General features: G+C 67.6%; 27 protein-coding genes and 3 tRNA genes. 27 read left to right on the forward strand and 3 right to left on the reverse strand.

All coding sequences use genetic code 11. The features are described 5' to 3' along the window. Position 1: 1 nt before the first annotated feature. The 13 genes from G6N16_RS06175 to G6N16_RS06235 all read left to right on the forward strand — a co-directional run bounded on the left by G6N16_RS06175 (position 2) and on the right by G6N16_RS06235 (position 9,419). Complete coding sequence (locus tag G6N16_RS06175) at positions 2 to 1,213, forward strand: glycine-rich domain-containing protein (protein ID WP_083031841.1); 1,212 nt, start codon at positions 2 to 4, stop codon at positions 1,211 to 1,213. A gap of 34 nt (positions 1,214 to 1,247) precedes the next feature. Beyond that, positions 1,248 to 1,634: a hypothetical protein gene (locus tag G6N16_RS06180; RefSeq protein WP_083031843.1), complete on the forward strand. Its 387-nt coding sequence runs from the start codon at positions 1,248 to 1,250 to the stop codon at positions 1,632 to 1,634. 100 nt (positions 1,635 to 1,734) lie between these two features. After that, positions 1,735 to 3,201 carry a C39 family peptidase gene (locus G6N16_RS06185; RefSeq protein WP_083031844.1) on the forward strand — a complete coding sequence of 489 codons (1,467 nt, stop codon included), beginning with the start codon at positions 1,735 to 1,737 and terminating at the stop codon, positions 3,199 to 3,201. A 3-nt stretch (positions 3,202 to 3,204) separates the two neighbouring features. Then, positions 3,205 to 3,618, forward strand: a complete 414-nt coding sequence (locus tag G6N16_RS06190; RefSeq protein WP_083031845.1) for a phage holin family protein — start codon at positions 3,205 to 3,207, stop codon at positions 3,616 to 3,618. Next, on the forward strand, positions 3,615 to 3,782 hold the full coding sequence (locus G6N16_RS06195) for a hypothetical protein (RefSeq protein WP_163787797.1): 168 nt from the start codon (positions 3,615 to 3,617) through the stop codon (positions 3,780 to 3,782). Before G6N16_RS06190 ends, G6N16_RS06195 begins: the two co-directional genes overlap by 4 nt. Then, complete coding sequence (locus G6N16_RS06200) at positions 3,779 to 4,222, forward strand: hypothetical protein (RefSeq protein ID WP_083031846.1); 444 nt, start codon at positions 3,779 to 3,781, stop codon at positions 4,220 to 4,222. Before G6N16_RS06195 ends, G6N16_RS06200 begins: the two co-directional genes overlap by 4 nt. After that, a complete protein-coding gene (locus G6N16_RS06205) occupies positions 4,219 to 4,698 on the forward strand; it encodes a hypothetical protein (RefSeq protein ID WP_083031847.1) in 480 nt (159 codons plus the stop codon). The genes G6N16_RS06200 and G6N16_RS06205 overlap by 4 nt, the downstream gene beginning before the upstream one ends. A 301-nt stretch (positions 4,699 to 4,999) precedes the next feature. Further along, positions 5,000 to 5,914, forward strand: coding sequence for an LAPAL motif-containing putative phage structural protein (locus tag G6N16_RS06210; protein WP_234805905.1), 915 nt, complete (start codon positions 5,000 to 5,002; stop codon positions 5,912 to 5,914). After that, positions 5,898 to 6,107 (forward strand): hypothetical protein, encoded by a 210-nt coding sequence (locus G6N16_RS06215; protein ID WP_083031848.1) that lies wholly within the window; start codon positions 5,898 to 5,900, stop codon positions 6,105 to 6,107. Before G6N16_RS06210 ends, G6N16_RS06215 begins: the two co-directional genes overlap by 17 nt. 395 nt (positions 6,108 to 6,502) lie before the next feature. Continuing rightward, positions 6,503 to 7,198 carry a chymotrypsin family serine protease gene (locus G6N16_RS06220; RefSeq protein ID WP_083031849.1) on the forward strand — a complete coding sequence of 232 codons (696 nt, stop codon included), beginning with the start codon at positions 6,503 to 6,505 and terminating at the stop codon, positions 7,196 to 7,198. Between the two features lie 118 nt (positions 7,199 to 7,316). Next, positions 7,317 to 8,585, forward strand: coding sequence for a L,D-transpeptidase (locus G6N16_RS06225; RefSeq protein ID WP_083031850.1), 1,269 nt, complete (start codon positions 7,317 to 7,319; stop codon positions 8,583 to 8,585). Between the two features lie 95 nt (positions 8,586 to 8,680). Further along, the gene (gene usfY, locus G6N16_RS06230; protein WP_083031851.1) at positions 8,681 to 8,992 is read left to right on the forward strand and encodes a protein UsfY; all 312 of its coding nucleotides are present in this window, start codon (positions 8,681 to 8,683) and stop codon (positions 8,990 to 8,992) included. 205 nt (positions 8,993 to 9,197) lie between these two features. Continuing rightward, complete coding sequence (locus G6N16_RS06235) at positions 9,198 to 9,419, forward strand: hypothetical protein (protein WP_083031852.1); 222 nt, start codon at positions 9,198 to 9,200, stop codon at positions 9,417 to 9,419. A gap of 3 nt (positions 9,420 to 9,422) precedes the next feature. On the opposite strand, the gene G6N16_RS06240 is transcribed toward G6N16_RS06235, so the two are convergent. After that, positions 9,423 to 10,139 (reverse strand): MBL fold metallo-hydrolase, encoded by a 717-nt coding sequence (locus G6N16_RS06240; RefSeq protein ID WP_083031853.1) that lies wholly within the window; start codon positions 10,137 to 10,139, stop codon positions 9,423 to 9,425. A gap of 151 nt (positions 10,140 to 10,290) precedes the next feature. Between G6N16_RS06240 and G6N16_RS06245 the strand changes: the two genes are divergently transcribed. The 14 genes from G6N16_RS06245 to G6N16_RS06310 all read left to right on the forward strand — a co-directional run bounded on the left by G6N16_RS06245 (position 10,291) and on the right by G6N16_RS06310 (position 17,581). Next, positions 10,291 to 10,764, forward strand: coding sequence for an RrF2 family transcriptional regulator (locus tag G6N16_RS06245; RefSeq protein WP_083031854.1), 474 nt, complete (start codon positions 10,291 to 10,293; stop codon positions 10,762 to 10,764). Positions 10,765 to 10,840: 76 nt separating this feature from the next. Further along, the gene (locus G6N16_RS06250) at positions 10,841 to 12,058 is read left to right on the forward strand and encodes a globin domain-containing protein (RefSeq protein WP_083031856.1); all 1,218 of its coding nucleotides are present in this window, start codon (positions 10,841 to 10,843) and stop codon (positions 12,056 to 12,058) included. A 156-nt stretch (positions 12,059 to 12,214) separates the two neighbouring features. After that, positions 12,215 to 12,287: transfer RNA gene (locus G6N16_RS06255), tRNA-Thr, on the forward strand. Between the two features lie 38 nt (positions 12,288 to 12,325). Next, positions 12,326 to 12,399: transfer RNA gene (locus tag G6N16_RS06260), tRNA-Met, on the forward strand. Between the two features lie 35 nt (positions 12,400 to 12,434). Then, positions 12,435 to 12,602 carry a 50S ribosomal protein L33 gene (gene rpmG / locus G6N16_RS06265; RefSeq protein ID WP_068915518.1) on the forward strand — a complete coding sequence of 56 codons (168 nt, stop codon included), beginning with the start codon at positions 12,435 to 12,437 and terminating at the stop codon, positions 12,600 to 12,602. 69 nt (positions 12,603 to 12,671) lie between these two features. Continuing rightward, positions 12,672 to 13,148 (forward strand): (3R)-hydroxyacyl-ACP dehydratase subunit HadA, encoded by a 477-nt coding sequence (gene hadA / locus G6N16_RS06270; protein ID WP_083031857.1) that lies wholly within the window; start codon positions 12,672 to 12,674, stop codon positions 13,146 to 13,148. After that, a complete protein-coding gene (gene hadB / locus G6N16_RS06275; protein ID WP_083031859.1) occupies positions 13,135 to 13,566 on the forward strand; it encodes a (3R)-hydroxyacyl-ACP dehydratase subunit HadB in 432 nt (143 codons plus the stop codon). The genes hadA and hadB overlap by 14 nt, the downstream gene beginning before the upstream one ends. A gap of 2 nt (positions 13,567 to 13,568) precedes the next feature. After that, the gene (locus tag G6N16_RS06280) at positions 13,569 to 14,042 is read left to right on the forward strand and encodes an FAS1-like dehydratase domain-containing protein (RefSeq protein ID WP_083031860.1); all 474 of its coding nucleotides are present in this window, start codon (positions 13,569 to 13,571) and stop codon (positions 14,040 to 14,042) included. Between the two features lie 142 nt (positions 14,043 to 14,184). Next, positions 14,185 to 14,257 (forward strand) — tRNA-Trp (locus G6N16_RS06285). Positions 14,258 to 14,332: 75 nt separating this feature from the next. Beyond that, the gene (secE, locus tag G6N16_RS06290) at positions 14,333 to 14,791 is read left to right on the forward strand and encodes a preprotein translocase subunit SecE (RefSeq protein ID WP_083031862.1); all 459 of its coding nucleotides are present in this window, start codon (positions 14,333 to 14,335) and stop codon (positions 14,789 to 14,791) included. A gap of 39 nt (positions 14,792 to 14,830) precedes the next feature. After that, complete coding sequence (gene nusG / locus G6N16_RS06295; protein WP_283165429.1) at positions 14,831 to 15,559, forward strand: transcription termination/antitermination protein NusG; 729 nt, start codon at positions 14,831 to 14,833, stop codon at positions 15,557 to 15,559. 45 nt (positions 15,560 to 15,604) lie between these two features. Then, positions 15,605 to 16,033: a 50S ribosomal protein L11 gene (gene rplK, locus G6N16_RS06300; protein ID WP_083031865.1), complete on the forward strand. Its 429-nt coding sequence runs from the start codon at positions 15,605 to 15,607 to the stop codon at positions 16,031 to 16,033. Positions 16,034 to 16,184: 151 nt separating this feature from the next. After that, the gene (gene rplA, locus G6N16_RS06305; RefSeq protein ID WP_083031866.1) at positions 16,185 to 16,895 is read left to right on the forward strand and encodes a 50S ribosomal protein L1; all 711 of its coding nucleotides are present in this window, start codon (positions 16,185 to 16,187) and stop codon (positions 16,893 to 16,895) included. 8 nt (positions 16,896 to 16,903) lie between these two features. Continuing rightward, complete coding sequence (locus G6N16_RS06310) at positions 16,904 to 17,581, forward strand: M15 family metallopeptidase (RefSeq protein WP_083031868.1); 678 nt, start codon at positions 16,904 to 16,906, stop codon at positions 17,579 to 17,581. A gap of 6 nt (positions 17,582 to 17,587) precedes the next feature. On the opposite strand, the gene G6N16_RS06315 is transcribed toward G6N16_RS06310, so the two are convergent. After that, positions 17,588 to 18,457 (reverse strand): cyclopropane mycolic acid synthase family methyltransferase, encoded by an 870-nt coding sequence (locus G6N16_RS06315; protein ID WP_083031869.1) that lies wholly within the window; start codon positions 18,455 to 18,457, stop codon positions 17,588 to 17,590. Between the two features lie 112 nt (positions 18,458 to 18,569). After that, entirely contained in the window at positions 18,570 to 19,421 is an 852-nt protein-coding gene (locus tag G6N16_RS06320) for an alpha/beta fold hydrolase (protein WP_083031884.1), read from the reverse strand. Positions 19,422 to 19,441: the final 20 nt, after the last annotated feature.

Below are 19,441 nucleotides of genomic sequence, written 5' to 3' on the forward strand. Positions count from 1 at the left end.
CATGAACTGGGCCGCCGACATCCTCACTCCCACGCGGGTGGCCCCGCGGGGATGGTTCGGCGAGCTGCACATCACCCCGGACCCGGCCTACACCGTCGGCTGGTGGATCATCCCGTCGGCCGTCGCCCGCAGCGAAGGCTCCGGCGCCGGTACGGCCGAGCTGATCGCCGCGCTGCGCGCCGAAGCCCACGGCGCCGGTAGTGGTGCCGGGATCGTCATCGCGGCCACCACCGCGGCGGCCCTGGGCGTCGGGCAGGGCACTGCCTCCCTGATCGCCGAAGTCCTCGCCGAAGCCGAAGCCTCCGGCGCCGGCGCCGCGACGGCGGTGCAGCACTACTACGTCACGGCCGAGGGCACGGGTATCGGCGCCGGGGCCGCGTCGGCGCTGCTGCAGGCCACCGCGGCTGCGATGGGCACCGGCATGGGCGAGGCCGCGGTCAAGCTGACCACGCTGCTGCAGGCTGTCGGGGAAGGCACCGGCGGCACGGCGGGGCAGGCCATCGCCCGGCTGATCGCCACCGGCCAGGGCTCCGGCGAAGGAACGGCCACCGCGGTCATCAAGGCCACCGCCGCCGCGATGGGCGTGGGGATCGGCACGGCCACCGCCGTCGTCCGCGCGCTCACCGCTGCAGGTGGTGGGTCCGGCGCCGGCACCGCCAGCGCGGCGTTCCCGACGTTTGCCGCGGTCGTTGACCAGGTGACCGCCGCGGGCAATGTCGGGATCAAGTACTGGTGCAGGTACCTCGACCGCATCCTGCTCGGTGCGGGTGGCGCCGGGGGTGGTGGCGGCGCGGGGTTCCAGGATGGCAAGGGCGGTGATGCCGGCACCTGGGCGACCGGCAGCCAGGAGCGTGGCGTCGACCTGCCCTGGAGCATCGGCTACGTCAACGTCACCCCCGGCGGCGGTGGCAACCCCGGCGGTGGGTCCACCACCACCGTCATTAACGGTGCCACCACCACCGCGACCGGCGGGGCGAAAGGCTCCGGCATCAACCCGGTCGACGGGAACTGGCACTACGGCAAGAGCCCCGGCACCTCCCCGGCAGTGGCCGGGTGGACCGTCGCGGGTGGTGGCCAGCAGACGTCGAAGGGCTCCAACGGCAACAACTACGGCGGCGGTGGCGGCGGACAATCCGGCGGTCTGTTCGGCGGGTCCGGCAACACCGGCACCGGCGCACCCGGCTGCGCTTGGCTACGTCACCGCCAAACCTGAACCACCACACCAACACTGATCGAGAGGAACCATCATGGCCGCATCCGACGCATTCCGCATCAAGGCCGCCCAGGACATCGGCGCCCAAGGCGGACTGATCTCCCTGCACTCCGCCGCGGTGGATTGCTCCAGCACCGCCAACGCCAACGCCACCGAGGTATCCGGCGGCGGCTACACCCGCAAGACAACCGCCTGGGGCACCCCCGTGGCGGGGTCTGGCGGCGACGCGGGCAAAGCTGTGATGACCGGAAGCACCCAGCAGTTCGACGTCGAAGCCGGGGACACGGTGTCGCACTTCTGTGTTCGCAAGGCCGATGGGACGCCGCTGTGGTCCGACATCCTCGTGCCCGGTCTGACCCTCAACTCGGCGGGTAACGGCAAGGTCGACGTCGTCGCCGTCTACAAGTACTCCCACCCGTAGCCCGGTGCTCTAAACCCACTCGAAACCCCCACCGCAGACTGCGAAGTCGCTGACCTGCGGTCCTTCGTCGTGCTCTAAACCCACTCGAAAAGAAGGTGCAATGACCGAGAAAGTTCTGCCCTACGACCGGGCTGTCGTCGGACAGGAGACCGGCTACTGGTGCGGCCCGGCCTCCACCCAGGTCGTCCTCGACTCCCGTGGCATCAAAGTCCCCGAGGCCACCCTGGCCGCGCAGATCGGCACCACCGTCGGCGGCACCAACCACATCGGCCTGATCGAGAACGTACTCGACCAGCGGGTGCCCGAGGCTCGCTACACCTCGGTGCAGATGCCCACAGACCCGCCCACCATGGGCCAGCGGGAAACACTGTGGCGCAACATCATGCGCAGCATCGACGCCGGATACGGCGTCGTCATGAACTGGGTCGCCCCACCGAACAACTACCCGCGCGGCGTCAAAGGCAGTATCAGCCCGGCATACCGCGGCGGCACGGTCTACCACTACGTCGCCGCCATGGGCTACGACGACGACCCCGCCTGCCGCGCCGTCTGGATCGCCGACTCCGGATTCCAGCCGCAGGGCTACTGGATATCGCTCGACCAGTGCGCCAGCCTGATCCCTCCGAAGGGCTACTGCTACGCCGACGTCGTCGCGACCGCACCCGAACCGTCCCCGCCGGCCAAGATCGACCCGGTCGCGGTGCTCTCCGAAGTCATGGGCGCAACCGTCAGCACCGACCGGTACCGCGCCCTGCTGCCCGCCGCGTCGAAATGCCTGGCCGACTGCGACTGCACCACCACCGACCGCATCGCTATGTGGGCCGCCCAGCTCCGACACGAGGGCGGTGGGCTCAAGTACTTCACCGAGCTCTGGGGCCCCACCGCCGACCAGCTCACCTACCAGGGACGCATGGGAAACACCGCACCCGGCGACGGCTACCGCTTCCGCGGCCGCGGACCCCTTCAGGTAACCGGCAAGGACAACTACCGCGCGCTGTCGGAGTGGGCGGCGCTGAGTGGTCTGGTCCCGACTGCGACGTTCTTCGTCGACGACCCCGACCAGCTCGCCTCCGACCAGTACGGCTTCATCGGAGTCACCTGGTACTGGACCCGCAACAACCTCAACCGATGGGCCGATGCCCGCGACATCGAGAACGCCAGCAAGGCCATCAACGCCCCGGGATGGATCGGAACAGATAAGCGCGCCAACGGCATCGACGCGCGGATCGCCTACTACCAGAACGCGTTGCGGATGGGGGATCGGCTGCTGGCTCTCGTCGCCACCTCAGCGCCCACCGAGCCGCCGGCCCCGACGCCCAAGCGGTTCCCTGACGACTGGACCGACCGCGAGCTACTGGTCGAGATCTTGCGGCAGCTCCGCGGCCCCACCCTGGCTGGCTGGCAGCAGCTCGACGGCCAGTCGCTCGTCGACGCCGTCGCGCAGCTGCGCGCCCAGGCCCTCGGCCCCGACCCCATCTCGGCACGCTCGGCCGTTGCTCAACTCCTCGACATCGAGGCCACCCGACCGGATGTCCTCACCGCGTACCTCAACCAGATCGGAGCCTGACCCATGAACCCGAAGATCGCCCAGACGCTCTACATCGGCGGCACCGTCGTCACCGGCATCATCAGCATCGCCGCAATCTGGGGCGGCCTGTCCGCCGACACCGCCGCCGGTATCATCCAGGCCCTCACCGGCCTGCTGACCCTCCTCGGCGGCACCGCCATCACCACCACCGCCGCGGTGCGCACCACCCGCCAACGCCAGGACGGCACCCTCGGCACGCCCGTCGACCAGATCCTGTCCGGCCTCGACAAGCTCAACGGCGCCAAGGCCACCGGCACCGCGATCGCCGAGCAGGCCACCGCCGACCTGGACAAGGTCACCCAGGCGGTCACCGGCGCGCTCGGCCAGGTCCCGGTGATCGGACCGACGGTCGGCGCGCTCACCCAACAGGTCATCGACGCCACCCGCCCACGATGACCATCGAGCGGGTGGGGCCCAGCGTGATCCGCGCGCGGGTCGGCAAAGCCACAGTGTCCCTGTCGATCCCGACGGGGCAGATCGTGGCCCGCGCACCCGGCGGCGCGATCACTGACCTGCGGGCAGCGCTCAACGAGCTCGCCGTCGCGGAGCACCTGCGATGACCGGGCGCCGGTGGTTGCCCCGCCGCGGCACCTGGACCCCATTGCTGCCGATCCACATGCGGCTGCTGGCTGTCGGAGTCGTCCCCCTGGTGCCGGCGTCCTACGGTGTTGACTTCCTGCTGCCTGGCCAGGATGACCAGGTCGGGCCCAGCTACACCATCGTCGAGCAGGCCATGCCTATCCAAGCCTGGGGAATCCTCTGCCTGGCCGCCGGGCTCACCATGATCATCGGCTTCGCGATGCGCTGGCCACGCTGGGTCATCTCCGGATCGTGGCTTGCCGGCTCCGTACTGATCACCATCGCCGTCGGCCGGCTCGTCGCCGTTGTCCGCAAGCCGTGGTGGGACGGCATCTCCGGGCCGATCATCGTCGGCGCCGTCGCCATCGCCTGCTACGCCTTCGCCGTCGGATTCGACCAGCAACGCAAGGGGGACCGGTGAATGGGTGGAGCGCGATCCCGCCTGAAATCCCTTGGCTGATTTGGCTGCTCCTGTTCGTGTTCTTCGGGCCGATCGCCCTCGGATCCAAGGTCGCCGCACGCTGGCCGGGCGTCCTCGGGGCCTATGGCCGGTGGCGGCAAGCCCGCCGTCTGCGCGCCGCCGACGCCGACCGTGCCGATCGCAACGCCGCCCGTTTGGCGGCCCTGGAAATCGACATGCGGGAAATGCAGACCACCCACGTCCGGCAGCTCGACGTGATGCAGGCCCAGCTCGACGCCCAGGCCGCCCAGTTGGAGGCCCAGGCCGCGACGATCGCGCAACTGCGCGTCGCCCAGGCCGCCACCGACGCCACCCTGACGGAGGTCAGCCAAAAGTTCTGGGACGCGATCGGCTACATCCGCCGGCTGGCGGACGCCCTGGCCCACCACGCCGAGGTCCCCGAACCCCCAGCGCGCCTCAAAGAGCTGCTGGGCTGACCCGTGCACCCCGCCCAGCTCGCCATGTGCATCTTCGGGATGGCCTGGTCGGCCGGCAGCATGCTCCTCGCCGCGGTGCTCGCGTACCGCAACCGCTGACTACCGGCCGCTGGCGGGCCTACACCGGCGGGGCCGGCGCTATCCGCTACCCTCGACCCCACCGCCCCCGCGCCTGCCCACCCCCCGTGGCAGGACGGGGGCGGCTTTTCGTCGTCGAATGCGCAGGCGGGGGTGGATGGTTTCGAGGCCAAGCCCAGCCCATAGGGTCTGAGATTCAGATTCTTGGGGAACGGGGGCAAAGGTGAGCGAAGCGACGGACGACCGCAAGATCATGGATACGGTCACACTCCGATTCGCCGCCGACGCGAACTCTGACCTGCACGAGCTGCGAGCCACCGACGTAGCGCAGGTACTGCAGGGACTCGCCGGCATCGTCGGGGACTTCGACAAGGCCCACGTTTTCCACGACGAAGGCCCCGCCAACTCCGTCGTCTTCGTGCGTCCACCTCAAGAGGGTTCCTTCATCATCGAAGCGGTGCGCGTCGCGTCCGAGCACTGGGAAACGGTCAAGACGGTGGGCAAGTACGCCGGCCCGCCAACGATTGCCCAGGCCATCTGGTGGTCAACCAAGTCGATGCGAGCAGACGTCAAGAGCTTCCAACACCTCGAAAACGGCAACGTGAAAGTGGACTGGCAGGACAACACCTCCGAGGAGATCCCTGCGGCAGCCTGGGAGGAACTGAACAAGCGGAAGCGGCGCCGCAAGAAGCAGCTGCGGGAGATCATGGCACCGCTTGGTGATGCCCGGGTGACCGAATTGGATGTCAGCAGTCCGCCACCGCGCCGAGACGCCCTCCCCAGCGTGGCGCCGACGCAAGTTGTTCTCACCCGGGAGGACTATGACAGTGTCGCACCGACCGACGACATCGCCGAGCGGGCTGAAACCTTCGAGGTTTTGGCGCGGATGCAGACCATCGACTTCGCCGATTCGACCAAGTGGCGGGTGAAACCATCCGGCGGTCACGCGCGGAAAGCTGTGGTTGCCGACGCCGAATTTCTCAAGAAGGTCGCCAAAGGGTTAGCGATCAGCAACACCGATGTCTTCCGACTCCAGATCCGCGAGGATACGATCGTGAAGAACGGTCGCACCCGCTCCAGCTGGACCGTTCTGAAGGTCGAAAGTCACAGGAGGACGGCAGGTGACGACGACGTATAGACGCACATCGCGTCGCCGGCTGGACCTTCCAAGCCTCGCGCTGACCATCATCGGTCTAGCCTTCGGCGCGCTGTCCTACCGTCTCGTCACCTACTCGGACATCAACGCTCTGGTGATGGTGCCATCGGTTGTCGCCGTCACCGTCGGTGTCACCCACCTGTTCAAACGCGAAGCGCCTCGCGACGTAAACTGAGGGCACCCACCCCGGGCCCTCGTGGCCCGGGGTCTTTCGTCGGCGTGCGAACCGTGCCGCGCGTATCGTTTGCTGGCTCGCAGATCGTGAGCAGGGCATCGTGTGCACAGAAGGTGCACAACTCGCGCCACCCGGCCCCGCTCGACTCACCCGAACGGTATGGAACGCGAGTGGACGTCTAGGTGCGATATCGCCAGTTCGGCGGGCGTTTCGCGGCAAAATGGCGCGGACACTACCGAGCGCGGTGAACCGCCCGGGAACGGCCCGTTCGGGACTGTAAATCCGTCGGCGGAAGCCTACACAGGTTCGAATCCTGTACCTGCCACACCTGGTCAGACCCCCTTTTATCGGGGGTCTGACTGCTTTCCGGCGCGGTCGGGCTCTAATCTGCCCCTATGGCGCGACGGTTGCCGCCGCTGGCGGGGGTACTGCTTCTCGGTGCCCTGCTGTCCCCGGCCACCGCGCCGACGGCGGCCGCGCGCGTCGGGGTGGCCCCCGGGATGGAGATCGTGCTCGACGGCGGCGCCTCCTGCACGCTGGGCTTCCTGGCGGGAAACGACGCCGGCGACCGGCTGGGCGTCACCGCCGGCCACTGCGCCAAGGGGCCTGGCGAGCTGGTCTACAACCGCCAGGGATATCAGATCGGGCAGGTGGTCGCGCACCAGAGCGACGGGAACACCGTCGACGAGGGCCTCGGGATCACCCTCATCGTCCTCGAGGACGACGTCGAGATCCCCGACGGGTTCTTCACCCGCTGGGCCACCCCGGCCAAGGGCGCCGTCGTGCACAAATACGGCAACACCACCCGCGACACCGACGGCACCGTGACCGAGGTCACCATCGACGCCGAGTACCCGCGGTATTCGGTGATGCGCTCCTCCCTGGTGGCCGACCACGGGGACAGCGGTTCGCCCTGGTACGGCGACTCCGAGGACGGCCCGGTGCTCTACGGCATCACCATCGGGCATTTCAGTTCGGCCGAGGATGCCTCGTATCGCGGCGCCTACGGCTTCCCGATCGGCCCGCTCGTCGACTACGTCCGGGAGAGCGCAAACCGCTGGGGCGCCGGATTCACCCCGGCCGGGCACTGACACGCCGCACTCGACACGCCCCGCGGCTACCGATCGGTACGCCAACCCGGCTACGATGAGCAAATAGCCGGGGGCCGCGTGGATCTCGTCGGTTCGAAATCACATTGGAGTTTGTGCTTTGCGTTCGCGTCGCCGTCTGTTCGGGGCCTGCCTCGCCGCCGTTTTCGCATTCCTGGCGGTGGCCGGCGGGGTACTGGTGACCTGGTTGCCGGACTGCCCCGGTCGCTGCCCGAACGTGGCCAACGCCAGTCATCCGGCGGCCATGGTGCTGCCGGCTCCCGAACCCGCCCGGATATCGGTGCTGCCCGCCCCCAAGTCCACGGGCGTCTCGCCGGCCGCCCCGGTCCGAGTGTCCGCCTACACGGGCCGGCTGACGTCGGTCAGCATGGTCAACGAATCCGGTACCGTCATCCCGGGCAGGCTGGCCGCCGACGGGCTCAGCTGGCGGCCCGACGAGCAGTTGGGCTACGGCCGGCTGTACACGATGACCATCTCCGCGCAGGGCCCCACCGGAGTGCCGAGTACCCAGACGGCGTCGTTCAGCACCGTCTCGCCGGACAACCAGGCCCAACTGTACCTCCGGATGTCGTCGGGCATCCCGATCGCCGACGGCGGCGTGTACGGCATCGGCGCCGTCATCTCGGCGCGCTTCGACGAACCGATCCGGGACCGCATCGCCGCCGAGTCCCGGATGAACGTGCGCACCACACCCCCGGTCAGCGGATCCTGGAACTGGATCGACGACCAGACCGTGCACTGGCGCCCGGAGCGCTACTACGCCCCCGGCACCAGGGTCACCATCGACGCCCCGATGTACGGCGCGAGGCTGGGCAACGGCGTCTACGGAGCCCAGGACGAGAGCGTGTCGTTCGTGATCGGGGCCGCGCACCGGTCAGTCGCCGACGACAAGACCAAACAGATCAGCGTGTACGACGGGGACCGGCTGGTGCGCACCATGCCGACCTCGATGGGGATGGGCGGCACCGAGACCATCGGCAGCACCACCCTGTCGTTCTGGACGCCGCCCGGCATCTACAGCGTGCTGGACAAGGGCAACCCGGTGGTGATGGATTCCTCCACGTTCGGGCTGCCGGTCAACTCCCGGCTCGGCTACAAGCTGTCGATTCCCTGGGCGACTCGGATCAGCACCGACGGCATTTATCTCCATCAGCTCAACGCGACGATCTGGGCGCAGGGCAGCCGGAACCTCTCGCACGGCTGCCTCAACCTCAGCGGCGAGAACGCCGAGTGGTTCTTCAACTTCTCCCAGCCCGGCGACATCGTCGAGGTGGTCGGAACCGGTGGCCCCGGGCTGACGCTGCACCAGGGCGGGGACTGGAGCGTCCCCTACGCGGTCTGGCGTAAGGGCAGCGCGCTGGGCGTGTAGCGCTCGCCGGATACCGCCGCGCGATTACGCGACGATGTGATCCGCATCACAAACAGGCGTAGAATTCGGGTATCCCCCTCGAAGGGAGGCGCGAAATGAAGGGTGCCTATCGCGATCCGGTCGATCACGCCCGAACGACCCACCAGCACGCCGGGGAATCGCTCATCGACACGCTGTGGCTGCCCGGACTGCTGGCCGTAGCAATGTCGATCGTCTCGATCGCCGGGCTGATCGCGGCCGTCGGCTATCACCGGATGGAGTTGCTACCGCCCATCGGATTGCTCACGCTCGCGTTGCTGATCACCGGGTTCGGTCTGATCAGCGCCGAGCATCATCGGGTCAACCGCGTCGAACGACGGTGGAATGCCGAACATCCCGACCGTCGTTCGAGCTACTCGGTGCACTGATCGGATGGCGGTGATTCGGTGCCGGGGAATTGTGGCCCGGCACTACGGAGGAGTGTGCTGAACCCGGGTTTTTGGCGGCTGGAAACCCAGTCTGAATAGCCGAAAAACCTTAGCTGAGCTTGTATTTAGCGACGCTTCCATAAGTGGCATTCCTCACAGAAATCACTACGCTGTGGTTTGGAACACATCACCGAAGGGGTGCCGCATGGCCGGGTTGAACAACAGGACGTCGCGATCGGGCAACGGCCTGCCGCCCGCTGCCGGGGGATCGGTGAACGGGGTTCGCCTGCTGCTGGCGATCATGTTCGTCCTCATCGCCATCGCATCCATCACCGGCGTGGTGTTCGCCGTGATGACCGGTCAGCCGACCGTCGCCGTGGCCATCGGCCTCATCGCCGCCGCGTTCTTCTGTGGCGTGGTCTGTTAGCGCCTAACCGCCCATCAGCTGACGCCACTGCTCCAGGTTTGACGCGCGGTAGACGTAGTTACTGCGCTTGACCTCTTCCAGCCCGGCGCTGGGTTCGGCCGAATACCAGTGGCCGGGGAACACCGTCGGATCACCGGGCAGCCGGGACAGTTGCGCCAGGCTGCGGAACATGTCGTCGGGATTGCCGCCGGGGAAATCGGTACGCCCGCAGCCGTCTAGAAAGAGCGTGTCGCCGGCCACCAGGCGACCGTCGAGCAGGAAGCACTGACTGCCCGGCGTGTGCCCCGGGGTGTGCAGCAACTCGATGTCGATCGTGCCGACCGCCACCGTGTCGCCGTGCTGATGCCCGGTCAGTTCGCTGCCGGCGATGCCCGTCACCTTGGCAACCCAGTCCGCCTCGAGTGCATTGACGTGGACCGGCACGCTGTGGCGCTCCAGCAGTTCGGCGAGGCCGGCCAGGGTGAACCCCATCATGGTGCCGCCGACGTGGTCGGGGTGGTGATGGGTCACCAGCACTCCGGACAGCCGCATCCCGTCGGCCTCCAGGATGTCGACGAGGTCGCCAGCCGCGTAGGCCGGATCGACGATCACCGCGTCGCCCGTTTCCCGGTCGCCGATCAGGTAGGCGAAATTGCGCATCTGGCCGGCGATCATGTCGCCGACGGCGAAGTCGCGCCCGGACAACAGTTGCCGGAAGTACAGACGGTCATCGGAAGGCATCCGCCGAGCCTAGGCCGTGGCTGTGTGAACGCCGCGATCCCGGTCGCAAAAACGGTATCCACGCAGGTGCAAAAACCGCACCAACCTTGGTGTTTAACCACACAGACAGAAAACTCGCAGCAAAGATGCGGAATTTACTAACGTCTGACTCGTGCAGCTGACCCGATTCACCGATCTCGGCCTCCGGGCGATGATGCTGCTGGCCTCCGGGGAAGCGCGAGACCAGCGGGTCACCACCCGCGGCCTCGCGCTGGCCGCCGACGCCTCGGAGAACCACACCGCCAAAGCCGTTTCCCGGCTGGCCGAGCTGGGTCTGGTCAACACCCGCCGGGGCCGCACCGGCGGCCTGGAGCTGACCCCCGAGGGCCGCGAGGTGTCGGTGGGCTGGCTGGTCCGCCGGCTGGAGGGCGACCGCGAGGTCATCGACTGCGCCGGCGGCGGCAACCCGTGCCCCCTGGTCCCCGGCTGCCGGCTGCGCCGCGCACTGTCCGCCGCCAAGGAAGCCTTCTACGCCGAACTCGACCGCTACACCGTCGGCGACCTGGTGGCCGGCGCACCGCTGCCCGTGGTCTCTCCGCTGGTGGGAGCGCTGCCGCTACCCGGGCCGACGGCGCGGTTCGGGTGACGGACCCGGAAGCACAAGACCTGCAACACAGCTGAAAACAGAACACCAAAACAGAAGATCAACGAAAGGATCCGCCATGACCACCGCAGCCAAACCGCTCGAGCTGTCGCCGCAGCACGCCGAGGTCGTCGCCGCGACACTGCCTCTGGTGGGCGCGCACGTCGGCGAGATCACCAGCTGCTTCTACGGCCGGATGTTCGGTGCGCGCCCGGAGCTGCTGCGCAACCTGTTCAACCGGGGCAACCAGGCCCAGGGCGCCCAGCAGCGGGCGCTGGCCGCCTCCATCGCTACCTTCGCCACCCACCTCGTCGACCCGGATCTGCCGCACCCGGCCGACATGCTGGGCCGGATCGCGCACAAGCACACCTCGCTGGGCATCGTCGCCGAGCAGTACCCGATCGTGCACGAGCACCTGTTCGCCGCGATCGTCGAGGTGCTGGGCGCCGACGTCGTCACCGCGGAGGTCGCCGAGGCCTGGGACCGGGTGTACTGGATCATGGCCGACACCCTCATCGCGCTGGAAAACGATCTGTACCGGGGTGCCGGTGTGGACGCCGGCGACGTGTACCGCCGGCTGCGGGTGACCGGGCGCGTCGACGACCCGTCGGGCGCGGTGCTGGTCACCGTCGACTGCGGAGCGCATGTCGCGGCACCGGCGCAGTACGTGTCGGTGGGCGTGACCCTGCCCGACGGCGCCCGTCAGCTGCGCCAGTACAGCCTGACCGGCATCTCGGAGACCGAGCTGACCTTTGCCGTCAAGCCGGTGCCGGCGACCGGCGATGCCCCGGCCGGCGAGGTGTCCAACTGGATCCGGGACAACCTGCGGGTCGGTGACCTGCTCGACGTGACGGTCCCGTTCGGCGACCTGCCCACCCCCGGTGCCGGGTCCGTCGCGCTCATCTCGGCGGGCATCGGCGTCACGCCGATGATCTCGCTGCTGGAGTACCTGGTCCAGCGCGCGCCGCAGACCCCCGTGCGGGTACTGCACGCCGACCGCTCCGACGAGGCCCACCCGCTGCGCCAGCAGCAGCGCGAGCTCGTCGGGCAGCTGCCCAACGCCACCCTCGACGTCTGGTACGAGGACGGTGTCGTCGCGGGCAGCCCCGGCGCGCATCCGGGCCGGATGAACCTCGACGGCGTCGACCTCGCGGAGGACTGCCACGTCTACCTGTGCGGTCCGGACGCATTCGTGCAGGCCGTCCGGGCTCAGTTGGTCGGTCCCGACGGCAAGGGCCTGGCCGCCGAACGGGTGCACTGCGAGCTGTTCAGCCCCAACGACTGGCTGCTCTCCTGATACCTGGGGCGTGAAGCTGCAGGGCCGGGACCGGCGGGCGACGCCGGTCCCGGCCTCCGCCGTGGTGGTTTGACCAGCGGTTTGGTGTAGCAAAGCCGCACCCTGTAACCTGCTTAAGGCTCATCCGGCAGCGCCCGGGCGGAGCTGGTAAGACTTGCCCCCTTAGCTCAGTCGGTAGAGCGTTTCCATGGTAAGGAAAAGGTCAACGGTTCGATTCCGTTAGGGGGCTCGGTGGACGCGCGGCGGAGCGCCGCCCGCGGCTATCGGGGCGGTGTAGCTCAGCTGGTTAGAGCGCACGACTCATAATCGTGAGGTCGGGAGATCGAGCCTCCCCACCGCTACAGGACAACCGAGAACGTGAAAGAGGGCGAGCAACGTGGCCTCCAGTACCGATGTGCGGCCGAAGATCACTTTGGCCTGCGAGGTGTGCAAGCACCGCAACTACATCACCAAGAAGAACCGTCGCAACGACCCGGATCGGCTGGAACTGAAGAAGTTCTGCCCGAACTGCGGCAAGCATCAGGGTCACCGCGAATCCCGCTGATCCACGCCGGGCCCGTCGCCCGAGGGGTATCGGCAGGCCTGCTGACGACGAGTAGGTAGGTGTACATCCGTGTTGAGTGACGACCTGGTCGGCTATCACTTCCGCTATCCCGACCACTACGAGGTGGAGCGCGAGAAGATCCGCGAGTTCGCGGCCGCGGTCAAGGCCACCGACGCGCCCTTCCACGATGACGATGCGGCGGTCGGGCTCGGGTTCCCCGGGCTCCTCGCACCCCCGACCTTCGCCTCAATGCTCGGTTACCTGGCGCAGACGGGGATGTTCGACGCCGCCGGGATCGCACTCACCGACGCCCAGATCGTTCAGGTGGATCAAGAGTTCAAGTACCTGCGGCCCATCCACGTCGGCGACAGCCTGTACGCCGACGTGACGGTGCAGTCCATCCGGCACGCGCACGGAACGGACCTCATTGTGCTCAAGACCGTCATCACCGACGGTGACGGCGCCGCAGTTCAGGAGACCTACACCACCTTGGCGGGGCGTAGCGAGGAAAACGGAGAGAGTGGTTTCAGCGATGGCACTGCGTAGTTTCGATTCGGTCAAAGTCGGCGACCCGCTGCCGGAGAAGGTCTACCCGCTGACCCGGCAGGACCTGGTGAACTACGCCGGCGTGTCCGGTGACCTGAACCCGATCCACTGGGACGACGAGATCGCCCGGATGGTCGGGCTGGAAGACGGCGCGATCGCCCACGGCATGCTCACCATGGGCATCGGTGGCGGCTATGTCACCGAGTGGGTCGGCGACCCGGCCGCGGTCACCGAGTACAACGTGCGTTTCACCAGCTTCGTGACCGTCCCCAACGACGGCGTCGGCACCGAGCTCGTCTTCAACGGGCGGGTGAAGTCCGTCGACCCCGAGACCAAGACGGTCACCGTGGCGCTGTCTGCCACCACGGGCGGGAAGAAGATCTTCGGCCGCGCGGTCGCGTCGGCGAAGTTGGCGTAACCATGGCGCTGAACCTCGACGTCGTCGGCATGGAGCACAAGTACTCCCGCACCTTTGTGGTGGGGCGGGAGCAGATCCGTGAGTTCGCCAAGGCGATCAAGTGCGACAACCCGGTCAGCCAGGATCTGGAGGCGGCCGCCGAGGCCGGACACGACGGGCTGATGGCGCCGGTCACCTTCTCCGCGGTGATGGCGTTGCTGGTGCAGAAGGAATTCTTCCGGGTGCACGACTTCGGGGTCGACACCATGCAGATCGTCCAGACCGACCAGCGCTTCGTGTTCCACAAGCCCCTCAAGGAGGGCGACGAGCTGTCCTGCTGGTTCGTCGTCGAGACGCACAAGGAGTCCTTCGGCGTCGACATCGTCACCAGCCGCAATGTGGTGCGCAATCAGGAGGGTGAGATGGTGCTGGAAGCATTCACCACCCTGATGGGCCGGGACTCCGAGGCGATGGCCGATATCAAGCTCAGCCTCTGACCGGGGATTTCGGTCTGAGGCTGCGATCGGGGTATACTCGGCCCTCGGGGTTCTCCCAGGACATGCGCGCTGTCCGGCGGTTCGAATTGTGGACCGATCGGAGAGCGCGCGAGTTTTGTGGGCAACCCCACGAGATCGACAGAGGGGCGTAGCTCAACTGGCAGAGCAGCGGTCTCCAAAACCGCAGGTTGCAGGTTCAAGTCCTGTCGCCCCTGCATAACGAAATATTGCCATTGGTGCACAGACGGTTCTGGACACCAGCCGACGGGGTTCGACGAAGGAGCGAGCGGGTGAGCGACGAGCGCGACGCGGCCGACGAAGTCGGCGGTGCCGACGACACCGACGACGCTCCGGTGTCGTCCTGGAAGCCCGGCGACGACGCACCGGCGGCGCCGGTCCGGCCCACCGGCAAGCGTTCTCGGCAGCGTGCCGCCACCGCGGTCGTCGACGACGAGTCCGAGGGCGAGGCCGATGACGACGAGGGTGCCGGCGCCACCAAGACGGTGACCAAGAAGCAGCCGAAGACGCGCGCCAAGAAGGCCAAGACCGGACCGTCGCGCAACCCGATCATGTTCGTCATCAACTACCTCAAGCAGGTGGTTGCCGAGCTGCGCAAGGTCATCTGGCCGAACCGCAACCAGATGGTCACCTACACCGTCGTGGTCCTGGTGTTCCTGGTGTTCATGACGGCGCTGATCAGCCTGTCCGATCTGGGCCTGGCGCAATTGGTGCTGAAGGTGTTCGGCTGACCGCCCGGCGGCGCCGACCACTGAGATGTTGAGAGAGGATTGACAACCGTGACGAGCTTCGAGGGCGACGAGCCCACGGCCGACGACGGCGAGACCGCTGACACCGCGGTCGCCGAGTCCGCGGCGGAAAGCCCGGCCGAGGATCTGGACCCGGCCGTCGCGCTGAAGAAAGAGTTGCGCGCCAAGCCGGGCGACTGGTACGTCATCCACTCCTACGCCGGCTACGAGAACAAGGTGAAGGCCAACCTCGAGACCCGCGTGCAGAACCTCGACGTCGGCGACTACATCTTCCAGGTCGAGGTGCCGACCGAAGAGGTCACCGAGATCAAGAACGGCCAGCGCAAGCAGGTCAACCGCAAGGTCCTGCCGGGCTACATCCTGGTCCGGATGGACCTGACCGACGACTCCTGGTCCGCCGTGCGCAACACCCCGGGTGTCACCGGGTTCGTCGGCGCGACGTCGCGGCCCACGGCGCTGTCGCTGGACGACGTGGTGAAGTTCCTGCTGCCGCAGGGCGCGGCGAAGAAGGCCGCCAAGTCGACCGCCGCGGCCGCCGGAGCGGGAACCGAGGCAACCCTGGAGCGGCCGGAAATCCTGGTCGACTACGAGGTGGGCGAGTCGGTCACCGTCATGGACGGCCCGTTCGCCACGCTGCCGACGTCGATCAGCGAGGTCAACGCCGAACAGCAGAAGCTCAAGGTGCTGGTGTCCATTTTCGGTCGCGAGACACCCGTCGAGCTGGCCTTCACTCAGGTCGCCAAGATCTGACACAGGTCGCCCAGATCTGACATTTAGGAAAGGAAACACCCCCCAATGGCCCCGAAGAAGAAGGTCACCGGGCTGATCAAGCTGCAGATCCAGGCCGGGCAGGCCAACCCCGCCCCGCCCGTCGGCCCTGCGTTGGGTCAGCACGGCGTCAACATCATGGAGTTCTGCAAGGCGTACAACGCCGCGACCGAGTCGCAGCGCGGCAACGTCATCCCGGTGGAGATCACCGTCTACGAGGATCGCAGCTTCACCTTCGCCCTGAAGACCCCGCCCGCCGCCAGGCTGCTGCTCAAGGCCGCCGGTGTGCAGAAGGGCTCCGGCGAGCCGCATAAGACCAAGGTCGCCAAGGTGAGCTGGGATCAGGTGCGCGAGATCGCCGAGACCAAGAAGGAAGATCTCAACGCCAACGACATCGACGCCGCCGCCAAGATCATCGCCGGCACCGCGCGTTCGATGGGCATCACCGTCGAATAACCCGAGCGACGCTCGACACCGTCGAGTGAGAACTCACGCACGAAAAGTTCGAGTGGATGCCCCGCGTGGCGTCTGACTCAACGCAACAGGAAGCAGTGGGAGGGCCCGCTTCGGCCCGCAAACCACGACCTTGAGAAATCAGGAGAACGCAATGAGCAAGAACAGCAAGGCATACCGCGAGGCCGCCGCCAAGATCGACAAGACCAAGCTGTACACCCCGCTGGAGGCCGCGAAGCTGGCCAAGGAGACCTCGTCGAAGAACCAGGACTCGACCGTTGAGGTCGCGATCCGGCTCGGCGTGGACCCCCGCAAAGCCGACCAGATGGTGCGCGGCACCGTGAACCTGCCGCACGGCACCGGTAAGACCGCCCGGGTTGCGGTGTTCGCGGTCGGCGAGAAGGCCGAGGCCGCGATCGCCGCCGGCGCCGATGTGGTCGGCAGCGACGACCTGATCGAGAAGATCCAGGGCGGATTCCTGGACTTCGACGCCGCGATCGCCACCCCGGACCAGATGGCCAAGGTCGGCCGGATCGCCCGCGTGCTGGGCCCGCGCGGCCTGATGCCCAACCCCAAGACCGGCACCGTCACCCCGGACGTCGCCAAGGCGGTTTCCGACATCAAGGGCGGCAAGATCAACTTCCGCGTCGACAAGCAGGCCAACCTGCACTTCGTCATCGGCAAGGCGTCGTTCGACGACACCAAGCTGGCCGAGAACTACGGCGCCGCGCTGGATGAGATCCTGCGCGCCAAGCCGTCGTCGTCCAAGGGCCGCTACCTGAAGAAGGTCGTCGTCTCGACGACCACCGGCCCCGGCATCCCGGTCGACCCGGCTGTCACCCGGAATTTCGTCGAAGAGGCATAGATCTACGCATGCCGATTGTGGACCTGTTGCGATTGACCCGCCGTTTGGCGCGCAGCAGGTCCACATTCGTCTGCGCGGCGGCCGCCGCGGCGACGTTGAACCCGGCCGTGGCAACCGCCGAGCCGACCGCGGCCGAGGCCGGGTTCGTCGAGATCCACCGGGTGGTGCCGGACGCCGTTGTCGACCTGCGCTACGCCACCACGGACAATTTCACCGGCACGCAGCTCTACCCGACGGGCGCGCAGTGCCTGGTGCACGAATCCCTGGCCCCGGGCCTGACGACGGCGGCCGCGGCGCTGCGCGCACAGGGCGCCCGGTTGGTGTTCTGGGACTGCTACCGGCCGCATTCGGTTCAGGTGAAGATGTTCCAGGTGGTGCCCGACCCGAACTGGGTGGCCAAGCCCGGAACCAGTGCCCGCAGCCACACCGCGGGGCGCTCGGTGGACGTCACCCTGGTCGACGCCGCGGGCCGGCTGCTCGACATGGGTACCGGGTTCGACGACTTCAGCCCGCGGGCACTGGCCTACGCCACCGACGGGGTGAGCGCGGCGGCGCAGGCCAACCGGGCGCTGCTACGCCAGGCGATGGCCGCCGGCGGGCTCAGCGTGTACTCGGGGGAGTGGTGGCACTTCGACGGGCCGGGCGCGGCGGTCGACCGCCCGATCCTCGAGGTGCCGCTCGTCTAGCGAGTCCTACTTCGTCAGCGTGAACTGGTGCACGCTGATGTGCCCGGACGCGAAGTACTTCTGGCAGCCGCTGAGGTATTTGTCGAACCGGTCGTAGACCACCTGCCCCTGCAGCGCGATCGCCTCGTCCCGGTGCGCGTGCAGGGCGTCCTCCCAGATCGCCAGGGTGCGCACGTAGTGCGGCCCGATCTCCTGCACGCGGGCGACGGTGAACCCGGCCGCCTCCGCGTTCTCCTGCACCTTGGGCACCGACGGCAGCCGGCCGCCGGGGAAGATCTCGTCGGCGATGAACTTGGCGAACCGGGCGTGCTCGAAGGTCATCGACAGGCCCAGCTCCTGGGCGCGGCGCAGGTCGAAGCCGGTGATGGTGTGCAGCAGCATCACCCCGTCGTCGGGCAGGGCGTCGTAGGCCATCCGGAAGAATGCCGGATACCGGTCGAAGCCGAAGTGCTCGAACGCGCCGATCGACACGATGCGGTCGACCTGCTCGTCGAACTCCTCCCAGCCCTGCAGCCGCACCTCGACCGTGCGGGTGGTCGGGATCTTCGAGAGTTTCTCGATCGCGTACTGCTGCTGTTCGCCCGACAGCGTCAGGCCGATGACGTTGACGTCGTACTTCTCGACGGCGCGCGCCATGCCGGCGCCCCAGCCGCAACCGATGTCGAGCAGCGTCATTCCCGGTTGCAGTCCGAGTTTGCCGAGGGCCAGGTCGAATTTGGCGATCTGCGCCTCGTCGCCGGAGGAGTCCTCGCGCTCGAAGTAACCGCAGGTATAGCCCATGGTGTCGCCGAGGAACAGTTCGTAGAACTCGTTGGAGATGTCGTAAATCGATGACAGCTCTTCGTATTTGGGCTTCAGATTCGATTCGTGTCTCATCGGGGGACTCCTGCCCATCGCGTTTCGTAACCAGAGCCTCAGGATACGACGCAGGGGGGTCGCCGCGGGGGTGCCGAACCGCGCCGAACGGCCCCGGATGGGGTGACAGAAGTCAGTTCGCGGCGGTGCGGAAAGTGGTATCGAGCTCGGTGACGATGGGATCCCACAGTGGTTCTGGCAGGTCGTGGCCCATCCCGTCGAACAGCACCAGGCGGGCGCCGGGGATGTTCTTGGCGATCGCCTTGCCGCCGGCCGGCCGCATCAGCTTGTCGGAACGGCCGTGGATGACGACGGTCGGCACGGACACCGAACGGTTGTAGCGGCGCAGGCTGCCACTACCCAGGATGGCGCCGAAATGCCGGGCGACACCGACCGGGTAGAAGCTGCGGTCGTAGCTCTCGGCGGCCTCGGCGCGCAGCTTCTCCTCGGGTGCCGGATAGCCGGGGCTGCCGATGATCCGGCTCACCCGCACCGAGTTGTCGAGGATGACGTCGCGCGGTGAATCCGGCGCGGGGCCCTTGAGTAGGGAGAACAGCGCCTTCGGGTGCGGCGGCGGCAACGCGGGCTGGTTGTTCGAGGAGAAAATGACCCCGAGCGAGCGGGTCCGTTCGGCGTGCCGGGCCGCCACGACCTGGGCGATCATGCCGCCCATCGAGCCGCCGACGACGTGCGCCCGTTCGATGTCGAGGTGGTCCAGCAGAGCGGCCGCGTCGTCGGACATGTCCTCCAGCGTGTACACCGCGGGACTGGGCCGGCCCACCTGCGAACGCAACATCCCCGCGTACTGGGAACCCGGTGCGCGCTGCCCGTCGAGCTTGCTGGACAACCCGACGTCGCGGTTGTCGAACCGGATCACCCGGTATCCGCGGTCGACGATCTTCTCGCAGAAACCGGTGCGCCACAACAGAAGCTGCGCACCGAGACCCATGATCAGCAGCACCGCGGGGTCGTCGGGATTACCCATGTCCTCGTAAAAGATGTCCA

The organism is Mycolicibacterium insubricum (assembly GCF_010731615.1).
Lineage (GTDB): Bacteria > Actinomycetota > Actinomycetes > Mycobacteriales > Mycobacteriaceae > Mycobacterium > Mycobacterium insubricum.

Coding starts and splice junctions, on each gene's coding strand:
- G6N16_RS06175 (WP_083031841.1), top strand. CDS start 2: ATGAACTGGGCCGCCGACATCCTCACTCCCACGCGGGTGGCCCCGCGG.
- G6N16_RS06180 (WP_083031843.1), top strand. CDS start 1,248: ATGGCCGCATCCGACGCATTCCGCATCAAGGCCGCCCAGGACATCGGC.
- G6N16_RS06185 (WP_083031844.1), top strand. CDS start 1,735: ATGACCGAGAAAGTTCTGCCCTACGACCGGGCTGTCGTCGGACAGGAG.
- G6N16_RS06190 (WP_083031845.1), top strand. CDS start 3,205: ATGAACCCGAAGATCGCCCAGACGCTCTACATCGGCGGCACCGTCGTC.
- G6N16_RS06195 (WP_163787797.1), top strand. CDS start 3,615: ATGACCATCGAGCGGGTGGGGCCCAGCGTGATCCGCGCGCGGGTCGGC.
- G6N16_RS06200 (WP_083031846.1), top strand. CDS start 3,779: ATGACCGGGCGCCGGTGGTTGCCCCGCCGCGGCACCTGGACCCCATTG.
- G6N16_RS06220 (WP_083031849.1), top strand. CDS start 6,503: ATGGCGCGACGGTTGCCGCCGCTGGCGGGGGTACTGCTTCTCGGTGCC.
- usfY (WP_083031851.1), top strand. CDS start 8,681: ATGAAGGGTGCCTATCGCGATCCGGTCGATCACGCCCGAACGACCCAC.
- G6N16_RS06235 (WP_083031852.1), top strand. CDS start 9,198: ATGGCCGGGTTGAACAACAGGACGTCGCGATCGGGCAACGGCCTGCCG.
- G6N16_RS06240 (WP_083031853.1), bottom strand. CDS start 10,139: ATGCCTTCCGATGACCGTCTGTACTTCCGGCAACTGTTGTCCGGGCGC.
- G6N16_RS06250 (WP_083031856.1), top strand. CDS start 10,841: ATGACCACCGCAGCCAAACCGCTCGAGCTGTCGCCGCAGCACGCCGAG.
- hadB (WP_083031859.1), top strand. CDS start 13,135: ATGGCACTGCGTAGTTTCGATTCGGTCAAAGTCGGCGACCCGCTGCCG.
- G6N16_RS06280 (WP_083031860.1), top strand. CDS start 13,569: ATGGCGCTGAACCTCGACGTCGTCGGCATGGAGCACAAGTACTCCCGC.
- rplK (WP_083031865.1), top strand. CDS start 15,605: ATGGCCCCGAAGAAGAAGGTCACCGGGCTGATCAAGCTGCAGATCCAG.
- rplA (WP_083031866.1), top strand. CDS start 16,185: ATGAGCAAGAACAGCAAGGCATACCGCGAGGCCGCCGCCAAGATCGAC.
- G6N16_RS06310 (WP_083031868.1), top strand. CDS start 16,904: ATGCCGATTGTGGACCTGTTGCGATTGACCCGCCGTTTGGCGCGCAGC.
- G6N16_RS06315 (WP_083031869.1), bottom strand. CDS start 18,457: ATGAGACACGAATCGAATCTGAAGCCCAAATACGAAGAGCTGTCATCG.
- G6N16_RS06320 (WP_083031884.1), bottom strand. CDS start 19,421: ATGGGTAATCCCGACGACCCCGCGGTGCTGCTGATCATGGGTCTCGGT.